The sequence below is a fragment of the Serratia sp. NA_13 genome, assembly GCF_052691735.1.
In genome coordinates this window covers 321,176-336,580 of record NZ_JBQZFV010000003.1, presented here as the reverse complement: position 1 = coordinate 336,580, position 15,405 = coordinate 321,176, and the positions used below count along the sequence as shown (strand labels likewise).

General features: G+C 56.7%; 12 protein-coding genes. 2 read left to right on the top strand and 10 right to left on the bottom strand.

All coding sequences use genetic code 11. The annotated features are described in order from the left end of the window. Both cydB and ACUTSU_RS08215 read left to right on the top strand, forming a co-directional pair. Positions 1-1,008, top strand: coding sequence for a cytochrome d ubiquinol oxidase subunit II (gene cydB / locus ACUTSU_RS08220; protein WP_445654006.1), 1,008 nt, complete (start codon positions 1-3; stop codon positions 1,006-1,008). A 14-nt stretch (positions 1,009-1,022) separates the two neighbouring features. Then, positions 1,023-1,172, top strand: coding sequence for a DUF2474 domain-containing protein (locus ACUTSU_RS08215; protein WP_445654005.1), 150 nt, complete (start codon positions 1,023-1,025; stop codon positions 1,170-1,172). 118 nt (positions 1,173-1,290) lie between these two features. Here ACUTSU_RS08215 and ACUTSU_RS08210 read toward each other — a convergent pair whose 3' ends face one another. From ACUTSU_RS08210 to ACUTSU_RS08165, 10 genes are all read right to left on the bottom strand, one after another. Continuing rightward, positions 1,291-2,139 (bottom strand): hypothetical protein, encoded by an 849-nt coding sequence (locus ACUTSU_RS08210; protein WP_445650582.1) that lies wholly within the window; start codon positions 2,137-2,139, stop codon positions 1,291-1,293. A 201-nt stretch (positions 2,140-2,340) separates the two neighbouring features. Further along, complete coding sequence (gene narI / locus ACUTSU_RS08205; protein WP_445650581.1) at positions 2,341-3,018, bottom strand: respiratory nitrate reductase subunit gamma; 678 nt, start codon at positions 3,016-3,018, stop codon at positions 2,341-2,343. A 2-nt stretch (positions 3,019-3,020) separates the two neighbouring features. Further along, positions 3,021-3,758 (bottom strand): nitrate reductase molybdenum cofactor assembly chaperone, encoded by a 738-nt coding sequence (gene narJ, locus ACUTSU_RS08200; RefSeq protein ID WP_445650580.1) that lies wholly within the window; start codon positions 3,756-3,758, stop codon positions 3,021-3,023. Beyond that, positions 3,755-5,299 carry a nitrate reductase subunit beta gene (gene narH, locus ACUTSU_RS08195; RefSeq protein ID WP_445650579.1) on the bottom strand — a complete coding sequence of 515 codons (1,545 nt, stop codon included), beginning with the start codon at positions 5,297-5,299 and terminating at the stop codon, positions 3,755-3,757. Before narH ends, narJ begins: the two co-directional genes overlap by 4 nt. Further along, positions 5,296-9,057, bottom strand: a complete 3,762-nt coding sequence (locus ACUTSU_RS08190; RefSeq protein WP_445650578.1) for a nitrate reductase subunit alpha — start codon at positions 9,055-9,057, stop codon at positions 5,296-5,298. Before ACUTSU_RS08190 ends, narH begins: the two co-directional genes overlap by 4 nt. 314 nt (positions 9,058-9,371) lie before the next feature. Next, positions 9,372-10,625 carry a hypothetical protein gene (locus ACUTSU_RS08185; RefSeq protein WP_445650577.1) on the bottom strand — a complete coding sequence of 418 codons (1,254 nt, stop codon included), beginning with the start codon at positions 10,623-10,625 and terminating at the stop codon, positions 9,372-9,374. Positions 10,626-10,707: 82 nt separating this feature from the next. Beyond that, complete coding sequence (locus tag ACUTSU_RS08180; protein WP_445650576.1) at positions 10,708-11,610, bottom strand: glycosyltransferase family 2 protein; 903 nt, start codon at positions 11,608-11,610, stop codon at positions 10,708-10,710. 184 nt (positions 11,611-11,794) lie between these two features. Next, positions 11,795-12,784, bottom strand: a complete 990-nt coding sequence (locus ACUTSU_RS08175; protein ID WP_445654004.1) for a glycosyltransferase family 2 protein — start codon at positions 12,782-12,784, stop codon at positions 11,795-11,797. Between the two features lie 3 nt (positions 12,785-12,787). After that, on the bottom strand, positions 12,788-14,665 hold the full coding sequence (locus tag ACUTSU_RS08170; protein WP_445650574.1) for a carbohydrate-binding protein CenC: 1,878 nt from the start codon (positions 14,663-14,665) through the stop codon (positions 12,788-12,790). Beyond that, a complete protein-coding gene (locus ACUTSU_RS08165) occupies positions 14,662-15,405 on the bottom strand; it encodes a glycosyltransferase family 2 protein (protein ID WP_135344187.1) in 744 nt (247 codons plus the stop codon). The genes ACUTSU_RS08170 and ACUTSU_RS08165 overlap by 4 nt, the downstream gene beginning before the upstream one ends.

The window sequence follows — 15,405 nt, the reverse complement described above, 5'->3', positions numbered from 1 at the left end:
ATGGGCATTGATCTTCCGCTGATTTGGTTTGTGATCATCGTATTCAGCACCATGATGTACGTGGTAATGGACGGCTTTGATTTGGGGATCGGCATCCTGTTCCCCTGGGTTAAGGGCAGCGGTGACCGTGATGTGATGATGAACACTGTCGCCCCGGTGTGGGACGGCAATGAAACCTGGCTGGTACTGGGGGGAGCGGCGCTATTTGGCGCCTTCCCATTGGCTTACGCGGTGATCCTCGACGCGCTGGCCATTCCACTTACCCTGATGTTGTTTGGCCTGATTTTCCGCGGCGTGGCCTTTGAATTTCGCTTTAAGGCCACGGCAGAAAAACGCCACATTTGGGACAAGGCGTTTATCTGGGGCTCCATTTTCGCCACCTTTAGCCAGGGGGTGGTGGTGGGTGCCATCATCAACGGTTTCCCGGTCAATGGCCGCAGCTATGCCGGTGGCGCTCTCGACTGGTTGACCCCGTTCGCGCTGTTTTGCGGGTTGGGGCTGGTGGTGACCTATGCGTTGCTCGGCTGCACCTGGCTGGTGATGAAAACCGCCGGTGACCTGCAGGCGCGCATGTACTGGCTGGTGACGCCGTTGCTAGCGACGCTGCTGCTGGTGTTGGCGGCAGTCAGTATCTGGACGCCGTTCGCTCACCCGGAGATCGCCGGCCGCTGGTTTACGCTGCCAAATCTGTTCGTACTGCTGCCGGTGCCGGTACTGGTGCTGCTCAGCGCCTGGGGCATCCAGCGCGGGGTAACACGCGGTGCACACTATTCGCCGTTTATGCTGACCCTGCTGCTGGTGTTCCTCGGCCTGAGCGGATTGGGCATCAGCATCTGGCCACTGTTGATCCCGCCATCCATCAGCCTGTGGGACGCCGCCGCTCCGCCGCAAAGCCTTGGCTTTATGCTGGTGGGCGCGCTGTTTATCATCCCGATTATTTTGGTTTACACCTTCTGGAGTTACTACGTGTTCCGCGGCAAGGTCAGCCATGAGCATGGCTATCACTGATGAGGGAGGAGAACATGCACGATAAAACCGCAATCGCATCCACTCCCTGGTGGAAACGCGTCGTCTGGCTGGTGATCATCTGGAGCGCCAGCGTGCTGGGGTTGTTCCTGGTCGCCTCGCTGTTCCGCCTGCTGATGACCGCGGCAGGCATGAAGTCGCATTGAGCTGCCAAGCCATAGTATGCCGCCGGCGTTATTTGCCGGCGGCATCGTCAAGCGGCAATATGCCGTTTTTCAGTCACTCAAGCGTCTGAGCAGGATCATCCCAAATGCCAGACACGTTCTATTCAGGCACTGATTTGATACCGTGCAACGCCATCAACTCGTTGACCATCGATTGATGTTCCGCAACCCATTTACGCGCCGTTTTATGTTGTTCCCACTTAACATCGATTAAATGTTTCATATCAAATTGCGGTTTATCTGCCTGCGCCAATGGATACAACGTTGGACGTATAATTTCAAACATCGCCTGCCCACACGCAGCGATTGCCGCCAAGGCGACGGGATCCAATGTTGCTAATTGATCTTTATAATAAAAACGGAATGGGTAATCACTGCCGGCCGGCTGAACATGCTGCGAGTTCAATCCCAGACTGCTGAGATAAATGTGAGTCAGAGAGGGCTTACTCTCATCCTGACTGCGTGGGATCATTATTACCGGATAGCTGTCGAGAATGCCGGTCGTCGGCGAATCTTTACGGAAAATAGACTTGAAGAACGCCTGATCGACCGGAATTTTCGACGTATCCAGACCATTCTCCAAACGATCGCGATAATACTCACGCATCTGCGAGGAGAACATCACGCCATAGCACTGTTGCCCGCCGGGCTGTACTTCAACATTGAGAAAATCATAAACCGGCAACGCCTGCTCATCCGATTCCCCTGTCGTTTTGCAGAGCAGCGAGTAATAAAACACCCGCAACTTTCTGTCCTCCCCCCCGTCAGCACAGTTTCGTTTGAACAACGCATTTGCCCGATTCAAGAACCACTCGATGGTTGCAGGACCAGAATGCGCCATATCATTAATATTGTTGTAACGCAGATATTGGTTGGCGTGCCTTTGCAAATCGCTAACGCGTAAATTCGGTGTTATTTCTATCTGCCGGGTAAAAAAGATGCAGTTCATTAATGAAACCCCACAATTAAACATAAGAGTTAATTATGCATAAAATGGAAGAAATGCAATAAAACAACAAATTGATATGATTTTAATTAAAATTATTTACGTTTTAATTATTTTTGAAGAGGACGTCAAAATGCAATAGATAAAAAATAATGACATTTAACCTTTAATCGGGCCGCCACCCGCAAAGTGGCGGCCTGTCAATCAGCGGCGGTTACGCACCAGTTGGTAGCGACGGGTCAGGTATTCCACCGGTACGCTCCAGATATGCACCAGGCGGCAGAACGGGAACAGCACGAACAGCGTCATGCCCAGCACCATATGTAGTTTAAAGATAGGTGCAACCCCCACCAGATGTTCTGATGCACCAGCGTGGAAGGTCACCACCGCCTGTGCCCAGCCCACCAACTTCATCATCTCGCTGCCGTCCATATGCTGGGCGGAGAACGGAATGGTCAGCAGACCCAGACACACCTGCACCACCAACAGCGTCAGGATCATGATATCGGCAAAGCTGCTGGTCGCCCGTACCCGTGGGTTGGTCAGACGGCGTTTTAGCAACATCGCCCCACCGATCAGTGTCATCACGCCGCAGACACCACCGACGATCATCGCCAGCTTCTGCTTCACTTCAATCGACAAGAAGGGTTCATACATCCAGTGCGGCGTCAGCAGGCCGAGGAAATGCCCGCCGAAGATCCCCAGAATGCCGATGTGGAACAGGTTGGAGGCCAGCCGCATGCCCTTTTTATCCAGCATCTGGCTGGATCCGGCACGCCAGCTGTATTGGCCGTAATCGTAACGCAACCAACTGCCGATCAGGAATATCGCCCCCGCCAGATAAGGGTAAATATCGAAAAAGAACTGATTTAAAAATTGCATGATTAGCTTCCTTTGGTTCCAGTTAGCGCATCCGTCAGGTCAAGGTATTGTGGGGCCACCGCGCCGGCAAAGCGGCGTTGGTGCGCCGTCTGCTGCGCCGAGGCACAGCCCTGCTCACCCAGACTGCCCTGTGAAATAAATCGCACCTGTTCCTCTTCCCATACCGCATCCAGCGCCTGTGGAGTATCGTCTCTGGCCTCACCTGCAACCTGACTCTCCAGGCTCCCGCTTTTAACCCCACTGCCAGATAGCGCCAGCAGCAGATCAAACAGCACCGCATACGGGCTTTCCCGCTGTTGTAATCTTGCACCCAACAGCGCCAGGATCGGCGCGATGTCCTGCAGCCCCTCGACGGCCTGATCCTTGCTGCGGCTGGCGAGATACTCCAGATACAGCGGCAGGAAATCCGGCAGTTCGCGGCTGTCGATCTCCAGCCCGGCTTCGCGGTATTGCGCCATCAAATCGACCATCGCCTGGCCGCGATCGCGCGACTCGCCGTGCACATGCTCAAACAACAACAGTGAGCTGGCGCGCCCCCGATCGAACAGCTCGCAGTATTCGGCCTGCACATCCAGCAACGGGCGAGCGCAAAAACGGCGAATAAACAGGATCAGTTGCGCACTGTGGTGCAAATCCAGCTCGCTGGCCGGCTCCAGTGCTTCGACCAATGCCTGCTGATGGTCAAACAGCGCCTGCTCCGGGTAATCCAGCAGGCGGGCAATCACTTTCAGACTGATCATGAGGCATCCTCCTGACGCGGCGTTTTTTGGCTCACATCAATAGCGTCAATGCGGCGGCTGTTGAACAGGTTGAATTTACCGTCGCTGCCGTGGCAGCCGTCGCCAAAGCTAAAGCCACAGCCTTTGCTTTCCGGAAAGGCTTCACGCGCCAGTTCACGGTGGCTGGACGGGATCACAAAGCGATCTTCGTAGTTGGCGATCGCCAGATAGCGATACATCTCCTGCGCCTGCGCTTCGGTCAGCCCCACCTGTTCCAGTGCACTGGTGTCCAGCACGCCGTCAACGGTTTCTGCCCGTTTGTAATGGCGCATCGCCAGCATTCGCTTGAGCGCCAACAGCACCGGCGCGGTATCACCGGCGGTCAGCAGGTTGGCCAGGTACTGCACCGGGATCCGCAGACTTTCCACGTCCGGCAGTACGCCGCTGTGCGCCAGCTCACCGGCATCGGCGGCGGATTGAATCGGTGACAATGGCGGCACGTACCACACCATCGGTAACGTGCGATATTCCGGATGCAGAGGCAGCGCCAGCCTCCAGTCCATCGCCATTTTGTATACCGGCGACTGCTGGGCGGACTCGATCACCCCTTGTGGAATGCCGTCGGCCAACGCCTGGGCAATCACCGCCGGATCATGCGGGTCGAGGAAGATATCCAGTTGGCTCTGGTACAGATCCTTGTCATTTTCGACCGCTGCCGCCTGCTCGATGCGGTCCGCGTCATACAGCAGCACTCCCAGATAACGGATACGCCCCACGCAGGTTTCCGAACACACCGTCGGCTGGCCGGATTCAATGCGTGGATAGCAGAAGATGCACTTCTCGGACTTGCCGCTTTTCCAGTTGAAATAGATCTTTTTGTACGGGCAGCCAGTCAGGCACATGCGCCAGCCGCGGCATTTATCCTGATCGATCAGCACAATGCCGTCTTCGCCACGCTTGTAGATAGCGCCACTCGGACAGGTCGCGACACAGGCCGGGTTAAGGCAGTGTTCGCACAGGCGCGGCAGGTACATCATGAAGGTGTTTTCGAACTGGCCGTACATCTCCTTTTGCATATTGTCGAAGTTTTTGTCCTTCGAGCGCTTGGAGAATTCACCACCGAGGATCTCTTCCCAGTTCGGGCCATTTTCAATCTTCTTCATGCGCTGGCCGGTGATCAGCGAACGCGGTCGGGCGATCGGCTGTTGCTTGCCCTGCGGCGCGGTATGCAAGTTCTGGTAGTCGTAGTCGAACGGCTCGTAATAGTCGTCCAGCGCCGGAACGTCCGGGTTGGCAAAAATCTTCGACAGCAGACCGACGCGGCCGCCCATGCGCGGTTCCAGCTTGCCGTTGATTTTACGGATCCAACCGCCCTTCCATTTTTCCTGATCTTCCCAGGCGTGCGGATAACCCACGCCTGGCTTGCTTTCCACGTTATTGAACCAGGCATATTCCATGCCCTCACGGCTGGTCCAGACATTTTTACAGGTCACCGAACAGGTGTGGCAACCGATGCATTTGTCCAGGTTCAGCACCATGCCAACTTGTGAACGAATTTTCATTTTGCTTTCTCCTGCTGGCTACCCTGCGAGTCGTCGTTGCCTTCACCGTCTAACCAGTCGATGCGGTTCATCTTGCGTACCACCACAAACTCATCGCGGTTGGAGCCGACGGTGCCGTAATAGTTAAAGCCGTAGGCCAACTGCGCGTATCCGCCGATCATATGGGTCGGTTTCGGGCAGACGCGGGTCACCGAGTTATGGATGCCGCCGCGCTGGCTGGTGATTTCCGAACCGGGAATATTCACGATGCGTTCCTGCGCGTGGTACATCATGGTCATACCGGCCGGAACGCGCTGGCTAACCACCGCCCGCGCCGTCAACGCACCGTTGGCGTTAAAGGCTTCGATCCAGTCGTTGTCCTCAATCCCCAAGTCTTTGGCATCTTCTTCACTCATCCAGACGATCGGCCCACCGCGCGACAGGGTCAGCATCAGCAGGTTGTCGCTGTAAGTGGAGTGAATGCCCCATTTTTGGTGCGGCGTCAGGAAGTTCAGCGCCTTCTCTTTGTTGCCGTTCGGCTTCTGGTTCAGCAACGGCTGTGCGGCACGGGTGTCGATCGGCGGGCGGTACACCAGCAGGCTTTCGCCAAAGGCACGCATCCATTCATGATCCTGATACAGCTGCTGGCGGCCGCTGAGGGTGCGCCATGGGATCAGCTCATGCACGTTGGTATAACAGGCGTTATACGACACATGTTCATCTTCCAGGCCTGACCAGGTCGGACTGGAAATGATTTTGCGCGGCTGGGCCTGAATATCGCGGAAGCGGATTTTTTCGTCTTCCTTGTTCAGCGCCAAATGGCGGTGATCGCGGCCGGTCATCTTGCCCAGCGCGTCCCACGCCTTGACCGCTACCTGTCCGTTGGTTTCCGGTGCCAGCGTCAGGATCACCTCAGCGGCATCGATGGCGGTTTCAATCTTCGGCCGCCCCGCAGCCGGACCATCAGCCTTCACGTAGTTAAGTTTTTTCAGGAAGTCGACTTCGGTCTGGGTGTTCCAGCTAATGCCCTTGCCGCCGTTGCCCAGCTTATCCAGCAACGGCCCCAGCGAAGTGAAACGCTCGTAGGTGGCCGGATAATCACGCTCTACCACTAAGATATGCGGCGCGGTAATACCGGGGATCAGATCGCACTCGCCTTTTTTCCAGTCTTTGACGCCGTAAGGCTGCGCCAGCTCGGCGGCCGAGTCATGCTGAATAGGCAACGTCACCACGTCGGTTTCCTGCCCCAAATGCCCGACACACACCTCGGAGAAGGCTTTGGCGATGCCCTTATAAATCTCCCAGTCGCTTTTCGAATCCCAGGCTGGATCGACCGCCGCCGACAGCGGGTGAATAAACGGATGCATGTCCGAGGTATTCATGTCGTCCTTTTCGTACCAAGTGGCAGTCGGCAGCACGATGTCGGAATAAAGGCAGGTGCTGGACATGCGGAAATCGAGCGTCACCACCAGATCCAGCTTGCCCTCGCCGCCGTTATCCAGCCATTCCACTTCCTCGGGTTTGGTGCCGCCCTGCTGGCCCAGATCTTTGCCCTGAATGCCGTTTTCGGTGCCCAGCAGGTACTTGAGCATGTACTCGTGGCCCTTGCCGGATGAGCCCAGCAGGTTGGAACGCCAGACGAACAGATTACGCGGGAAGTTCTGCGGGTTGTCCGGCTGCTCGGCAGCAAAGTTCAGGCTGCCTTTTTTCAGCCCTTCGACGGTGAAGTCCAGTGGCGACTGTCCGGCGGCTTTCGCCTGCGCCGCCAAATGCAGCGGGTTGGTGCCCAATTGGGGTGCCGACGGCAGCCAGCCCATGCGCTCGGCGCGCACGTTGAGGTCAATCAGGCTACCGCTAAAGCGGGTCTTGTCCGCCAACGGCGACAGCAGCTCTTCGGTGCCCACGGTTTCATAACGCCACTGGCTGGAGTGGTTATAGAAGAACGAGGTGCCGTTCATATGGCGCGGCGGACGTTGCCAGTCGAGGCCAAACGCCAGCGGTAGCCAACCGGTTTGCGGCCGCAGTTTTTCCTGGCCGACGTAGTGCGCCCAGCCGCCGCCGCTCTGACCAACGCAGCCGCAGAAGATCAGCATATTGATCAGGCCACGATAGGTCATGTCCATGTGGTACCAGTGGTTGACACCAGCACCGACGATAATCATCGAACGGCCATGAGTTTTCTCGGCGTTGTCGGCAAACTCACGGGCGATCCGGATAATGTTGTGGCGTGAGACGCCGGTGATCTGCTCGGCCCAGGCCGGAGTATAGGCTTTGACGTCGTCATAGTCGGTGGCGCAGTTGGCATCGTTCAGACCACGATCGAGGCCGTAGTTGGCCAGGGTCAAATCGTAAACGCTGGTCACTAACGCTTCGCTGCCGTCCGCCAGACGCAGGCGTTTGACCGGCAGCTTGTGCAGCAGGATCTCGTCCAGTGCCACGCTGTTGAAATGCTCGCTCTCGGTACTGCCAAAGTAAGGGAAGCCGACTTCGGCCACTTCGTCATGTGCGCCCAGCAGGCTGAGTTGCAACTCGACTTCCTGCCCGTCTTCACCGGCGCGCTGTTCCAGGTTCCATTTGCCCTGCTCGCCCCAGCGGAAGCCAATCGACCCCTGCGGCGCCACCAGCTCACCGTTGCGCTGATCGATGGCGACGGTTTTCCACTCAGGGTTGTTTTCCTGCCCCAGGCCATCCACCAGATCGGCGGCACGCAGCAGACGCCCGGCGGCGTAATAGCCTGCTTCGCGCGGTTCGAGCATCACCAGCATCGGCATGTCAGTGTAGCGACGCACGTAGTCACGGAAGTAGCCCACCTCACGATCCAGATGGAACTCTTTAAGCATCACGTGGCCCATTGCCAGCGCCATGGCGCTGTCGGTGCCCTGCTTCGGATTAAGCCACTGGTCGCACAGTTTGGCGACTTCGGCATAGTCCGGCGTCACCGCCACGGTTTTGGTGCCTTTGTAGCGCACTTCGGTGAAGAAGTGGGCGTCCGGGGTACGCGTCTGCGGCACGTTAGAGCCCCAGGCGATGATATAGGAGGAGTTGTACCAGTCGGCGGACTCCGGCACGTCGGTCTGCTCGCCCCAGGTCATTGGCGAGGCCGGCGGCAAATCGCAGTACCAGTCGTAGAAGCTCAGGCAGGTGCCGCCAATCAGCGACAGATAGCGGGCACCGGCGGCGTAGGACACCATCGACATCGCCGGGATCGGTGAGAAGCCGATAATGCGATCCGGGCCGAAGGTTTTGGCGGTGTAGACGTTGGAAGCGGCTATTAGTTCGTTTACCTCCTGCCAGCTGGAGCGAACAAAGCCGCCGCGTCCGCGCGCGACCTTGTAGCTTTTGGATTTTTCGGCATCGTTGACGATCGAGCCCCAGGCATCGACCGGGTCACTGTGCAACGCCTTGGCCTCACGCCACAGCTTGATCAGGCGTTTGCGCATCAATGGGTATTTCAGTCGGTTGGCGCTGTACAGATACCAGGAGTAGCTGGCGCCACGTGGGCAACCGCGAGGTTCATGGTTGGGTAAGTCCGGGCGGGTACGCGGATAATCGGTTTGCTGGGTTTCCCAGGTCACCAGGCCGTTTTTCACATATATCTTCCAGCTACAGGAGCCGGTGCAGTTCACCCCATGGGTGGATCGCACAATCTTGTCGTGCTGCCAGCGGCTGCGGTAGCCGTCTTCCCAGTCGCGGTTGGTGTTCAGCGTCTGGCCATGTTCGCCAGAAAAGGGTTCCGCCAACTGCTTAAAATAGCGGAATCGGTCTAGAAACTTGCTCATCCGGAATTCTCCTGAAGACTTTCATTGTTATATGAAGTGACATTGCTCAATCTGCCGCCAGCCTACTGAGGCCAGAACTGGGGCAAATTGATTGCGATCAAGAGAACGAAGAGAGAATAACGGCGACAGCGACGCACCTACCCCTAAAGTGTCAGAGCAAAAAATGGCGTTAATTAATTGAAAATAGGATAGAAATTATGACTTAGATATTCGGCGGGATGTACTGCGAAGTCAGCCGGGGTATTTGGGGGTAGGATGCGGATCGCGCCCGCATCCCTGGCTGCTATGTTGATGTTAGTGGAGGCAGAAGTGCGTTAGCCTGCATCCATTTCATGACCGATCCACTCGCCGCTGTCGCGATTAATAAACCGCAGATATTGCTCATACTCCTGTTCGCCGTAGAACAGGTTCAACAACGGGGTTTTATAGAATGACTGCCACATTTGGCCCAGCATGATCGGCCGACGTGGGACATAGATGTTTTCGATCAGGTTATAGCCAGTGGCCATCAGCATAAAGCACAAGAAGAAGTAGTTAAACCTGCCGCGAATGAACGAGCCCTGATGAGCCACGTAGTAAAACAGCAGGAATACCGACGCCACGCTGGCATAGCGGCTGGCCGCCTGCAACGAACTGGAACACAGGAACACAAATACCACCAGCCAGGCTGCGGTGTTTTTGATGTCCCCCACCTGGTTACGCATCGGGTTCGCCAACATGAAGACCCCGAGAAACAGCGCTGGGAACAGCACGATCAGGAAGTTAATCATCCCATTGGCATTGCCGGAGGTCAGGTAATCGCTGGCATACATACCGGATGTATAGACGTCGGAGTAACTGTTAATGCCAGAAATCGTAATATGAGAAAGGATAAACGGCAGTGCGAACTTGGCGGTCAGCAACGCAATGGCGCTAAACACTACCGTCAGCAAACGGTTTAGCCGCATTACCCGGCTGCACAAAAACACCCCGACCAACAGCATGCTGGAAAAGTGGGTCAGCATGGCGAATAACATCAGGCCGGCGGCCAGCGGCCGATTCTGTTTATGGCAAAACAGCACCATAGCCAACGTCATCACCGCCATCGAGAAGCCAAAACGCAGCCCCATACCGATGATAAACGGGTTGATCAGAAACAGCACCGCCAGATGCAGCAAGACAAACTGCCGAGGTGAAAACGCCTTGCCGGCGTGCAGCATGACAATATTGAGCGCAGCGAGATAGCAGTAAACCGACAGGCCAACGTACAGCCCCGGAATGACGTAAAAAGGGATAGTCAGCTTTTTGAAAATATAAAAGTTGGCGTACAGTACCACGTCCACCTTGCCCTGAATAACATCACCCAGGCTGGTGGCCGAGTTAATCGCATCATAGTTGGCAAAGTGACGGTAGAGATCGGCCAATGGTGGGATTTTAATAAAGAAGAAGAAAAAACACAGCGCAATCAGCAGATAAGCCACCGTATTTTTCTTTCCCGCCCGCAGCGTACCAATGCTGTGCAGCAAGGCAAACAACGGTACCGTCAGCAGCAGCACGCCGCCAATCAGCGTAGAACGTTCAAAGCGCATAATCATCCTCTGGCTAAATAATCCCCTCTCATGTGGGAGAGGGCCGGAGAGAGGGAGATGTTTACCTGACTAATTTCGTAATTCAGAATGGCACGCCACGGAAAAACACATTGCGGATGATATTTTTCATATACACCCCTGCCATCAGCCCGCTATTAACGTAGACAATCCCCTTCAGCCCGTATAACACCCCGGCCAGACGGCTCCTGCCGTCGGCAATGATGCGCGAGTTAATGCAGGTGTGGCGCAGACGCATGATGTTGCGCGCCCGGGGCGAAATCTGCGGCATCAATCGCTTTTCAAACTGCATTTTATTGCGGTAACCCAGGATGCCTTTCGGGCTGGAGGTGATGCGTTCGCCGTCATGATCGTTGTGCACTGCCAGGCGTTCATGCAACGTGCCGATGTTCGCCCCGGCTGCCAACAGCCGGTACAGGAAGATATGGTCCTGATAGCGCGGGGTATTAAAGAATCCGCGCACCGCAATGGCCATGCTACGCCGCAGCATGATCATCGGCGTGTAGGCCACGCCGGCCAGCATAAAGTCTTCCAGCCCTGCGCAACGCGCCCGGTAATAATGCTCGGTGCTGATCTGCCCGTCCTTGAGAATATCCATGTCGCACAGGCTGACGTCGTAACTGCCCTGCTGCATAAACGCCAATTGCCGGGCGATTTTCTGCGGATGGTAGTAGTCGTCATCATCCAGAAAGGTAATGTATTCGCCACTAGAGCGCAGGATCCCGCTGTTACGCGCCTGCGCGCCGCCGCCGTTGTGGCGACGTGGGGAGTAAATGATCTGCCCCTGCTCGATATAAGCAGCCAGGCGTTCACGGGTCGCCAGGCGATGCGCATCGCCCTGCGCATTGTCATCCACCACGATAATTTCCAGCGGACGATGGGTTTGCGCCAGCACGCTCTCGATGGCGCGTACCAACAGTTCACTGCGGCCATAGGTGGGTATGATGACGCTAACGGTAGTACTCATAATTTGATTCTGCCTGTAGGGGGCGAATACACCCTGCATACTTGAAGCTGCATCTTTGTTGGCCGCCCGCACTTACCCCGGTCACGTACTACTTGTACGCTCCCGGGGATGCGTTTGGTTGCCGCCGCGATGCCACTCCAATTATCTTGGGTATAGATTTGCCCCAATTGACATAGATGCGCCGCTATCCGCGCAGGTTATACAGCCGCGCCATCAGGTAGTAAGCCAGCGGGCTGCGGTAGAACAGCCGGTTCTTGCGGCTCAGCATTTTGCGCTCCTCCGCTCGCAGGCCGGAGTAGCGACGTTTCAGCTCGCGGGTTTCGCGCAGCGCATCACGCAGCCCGAAAAAGTCCAGCCCGACCAGCAAACGCGCCTTCAGCGTGGTTACGAAGAGTACCGAGTACAGCCCGTGCCCCATCCCCTCCCGGCGTGCCGTGTCGGCACCGTCGAGTGCGTAATCCAGGTCATCCAGATCGCGTCGTTTGGGCGCACGCGTGATGCCATTGGGGTTGGCCCGGTAACCCACCAGCGGCGTGTCGCAGACCACAATACGTTCCGCCTTCAGGTACAGTTGCGGGACCAACTGAATATCTTCGAAATTGCGTCCCGCCGGGAAACGCGCCTGATCGAACAGCGTCTTGCGGTAAATACGCGCCCAGGCAAACCACATACTGCGGTTGAAGCTGTCCGCCAGCAGCGCCATGTGAGCATCACGCTGCTGCGGGGCGGCATTGCCGGGCACGATAGCCATAGTGCCGTCCGACTGGATTTTGCCGTTGTTGACCGTCGAGAAACGCTGGGCGTTGAAGGCCACGATGTCTGCCCGCGGGTTATCGGCCAGCAAGCGCCCCAAAATGCTGAAATACCCTTCCAGCAGCACATCGTCGGAGTCAAGAAAGCCAACATAGCTGCCCTGCGCATGGGCAATGCCTCTGTTACGCGCCTCGCTCAGCCCCTGATTTTGCTGACGCAGAATACTGACCTGCAGTTTGTGCTGCGGATAGCGGCACAGCACATCTTCGGCAATGGTGATAGCGTCATCCGGGCTGCCGTCATCCACGATGATCACTTCCGCCCAGTCCGGCAGCTGTTGCAGCACTGAGCACAGGCAGGCCTCAATATAAGCCTCAACCTTATACACCGGAATAATCAGGCTCAGAGTGGTATTCATCATCGGTTATCCTCGGTTTTCTTTTTGACGTTGTACCCACACCGCCCGACTGCCCATCGACGGCAATTGGGCCTCAATCTGCCGTTGCCCCTGCACCTTCCAGCCGGTCGGCAGGTCAAAGCGCGCCGACATTGGCCGATAGTAAGGGTTGGCGATCAGCACCAGACCCTGCTCGCCGTTGATAAACAGCCTGGCCGGAATGGCAGTATTGTTGCCCTGCAACAGGGTGCTTTCGCCGGAAAGCAGGTAAGGGTTAAAGCTGACAATCTGCTGCGCCACGCTGGCCACACCGTGCCAGATAGCATCAAACTCCTGCTGGCTAAAACCGCCACGCTGACGCTTGTAGAACAAGTCGGTGTAGGAATAAAACAGGATGCCCTTCGCGCCGCCAATCAGCCCCAACCAGGCCTGATTGCGCATCTCCGCCTCCGTCGGTTGGCGCGGTTTACGCCCCGGCGCATAAGCGGCGTGATCCATAATCTGCATCACCAGCCAGGCCCCTTTGACCTGCCGCGCGACCTGGCTGGTAATGCGGCTGTACTCCAGCGTCCGCGTCAGATCGGCGTCTCTGCCGACCGGGTAAGGATCGCTGGCCAGCACATCCGAACTGTTGAAATAGGCGTTGAGCGTGCCGGTCTTGTCCAGCACCTGGAACGTCAGGTGATCCGGATCCAGGCGTTTTACCTGCAGATGCTTTTGCTCGATCTGCGGCACGTATTCCGGCCCCAGTTCATCATTGATATACCAGGCCAGCAGGTTCGGCTGGTGTTTGAACCTTTCCACATAGTTCGCCGTCAGTTGCGGATAGCTCAATTTGGTTTCCGGCGCGAACCGGGTACCGACATACATGTCCTTGAGCGAGAAAATCACCTGCAAGCCGTACTGCCGGGTTTTGCGGAAATAGTTATCGGGATCGCGACCGGTACCGTAGTTGTAATTGAGCAAGGTGTTGAAACCGGCATCGCGGATGCGCGCCAGATGCTCATCCGTCACCATCTCGCCGTACATATAAATACCGAGCGGGAAGAAACGCTCGCCCTGTTTCAGGGTATAACCCTGCGCGTCCAATGCCACTTTGGGCTGTTCGCGACCGACACTGATCGGCATTTCACTGCGCTGGCTCTGCTGGGAAGCCACGTCCGTCACCTGCTGCTGCAGGCGATACTCCCCGGCGGCAAGACCGGTAGGCAGCGGGAACTCCACCTGCTGTTGCCCGCTAATGCGATAACGGCGGCTGTCGTACTTCACGGCGGTGTTTTTGTCGTCGACCAGCGTGCTGTCCACCTGCACCTGCTGCGGCTCAACCACTTCAATCAGGCTCGATGCCGTCCCCTGGCCGCTGCGCATCTGGTATAGCTCCGGCGCGACCGGCTGCTGACAGGCATAGACATCATCAAACCAGGCGCTGCCGGTGGTCCCTCGGCGTAGATAGACGCCCAGCACCACCTTTACCGCGCGCGGCGGTACCCGAAAACCGCCCGTGACCGGTTGCCAGCCGCTGGTGCCCAGCAGGCCCTGCGGATAGCTGCCAGCCAAAAAACGCCCCTGACTGTCATAACTTTCGATAAATACCCCGGCTCCCTGATCCTCCCCCTTGCCCTTCAGGTTCTCACCGCGCACCCAGGTGCCAAAAGCCAGCTGCTGGCCCGGTTTAACCGACAGCGTCTGCAGCATGTTGTGGTAACTGGCGGGGTTGTGATTTTGATAGAACAGGCTGCTCTGGCCGCCGTGACCGCCCGCCACCACCTGTGACGAGGCCAGTGACCAGCCAGAGCCTCCCTGCTCGAACCCAGGATCCTGTACCAGGTTGTTGCTGCAGGGGGCAGCATTGACCAGACCGGAACCGAGCAGCAGGCAGGCGGTGGTTAACTTGCTGAGTTTCATTGTCTTTTCATCACCGCGTTGTACAGATAAGAGAAGAACAGGTAACAGGACTTCTGGTAGGAAAGCCCCAGATGACGGCGATAAATCTGCCATTGCCAGTCGGCCGCCTGAATTTTATTGCCGGATAGTGACTGCGCAGAGAGACGGTAAAAGGCCAGCGGCTCGGGTATGCAATACGCCAAATGGTTGCGCGCTTTTTCCAGCACCGACAGCCACATCACATAGTCCTCGTGCCCGACCTTGCTTTGGTACACCTTGCCAACCTGGCGCTGGTTGTACATCCCGGTCAGGTTACCGATCCAGTTGCTTTTCAGCATGTCCCGGTAGGCGATGATCTCCCCGGAACCTCGGTAATTTTTCACCCGCGTTGGGTCATCTTCAAAGGTGTAATAGTGTGAGCACACCACGTCATAACGGTCGGTTTTCAGGATGCCGACCTGACGCGCCAGCTTGTTGGGGTGCCAGACATCATCGCTGTCGCAAAAGGCAATATAATCGCCGCGCGCCGCTTCAATCGCGATATTGCGGGTTTCGGCCACGCCCTGGTTGGTGTTATTGCGAATGTAGGTCAGACGATCGTGAATAAAGGGTTTCACCACCTCAGCGGTCTGATCGGTGGAGGCATCGTCGATCACATACAGGTGATAATCCTGATAGGTCTGGTTCAGTACCCCGAGGATCGACTGTTTGATAAAGCCTGCGGCGTTGTAGGCCGGCATGATAACTGAAACTTTTTCCAT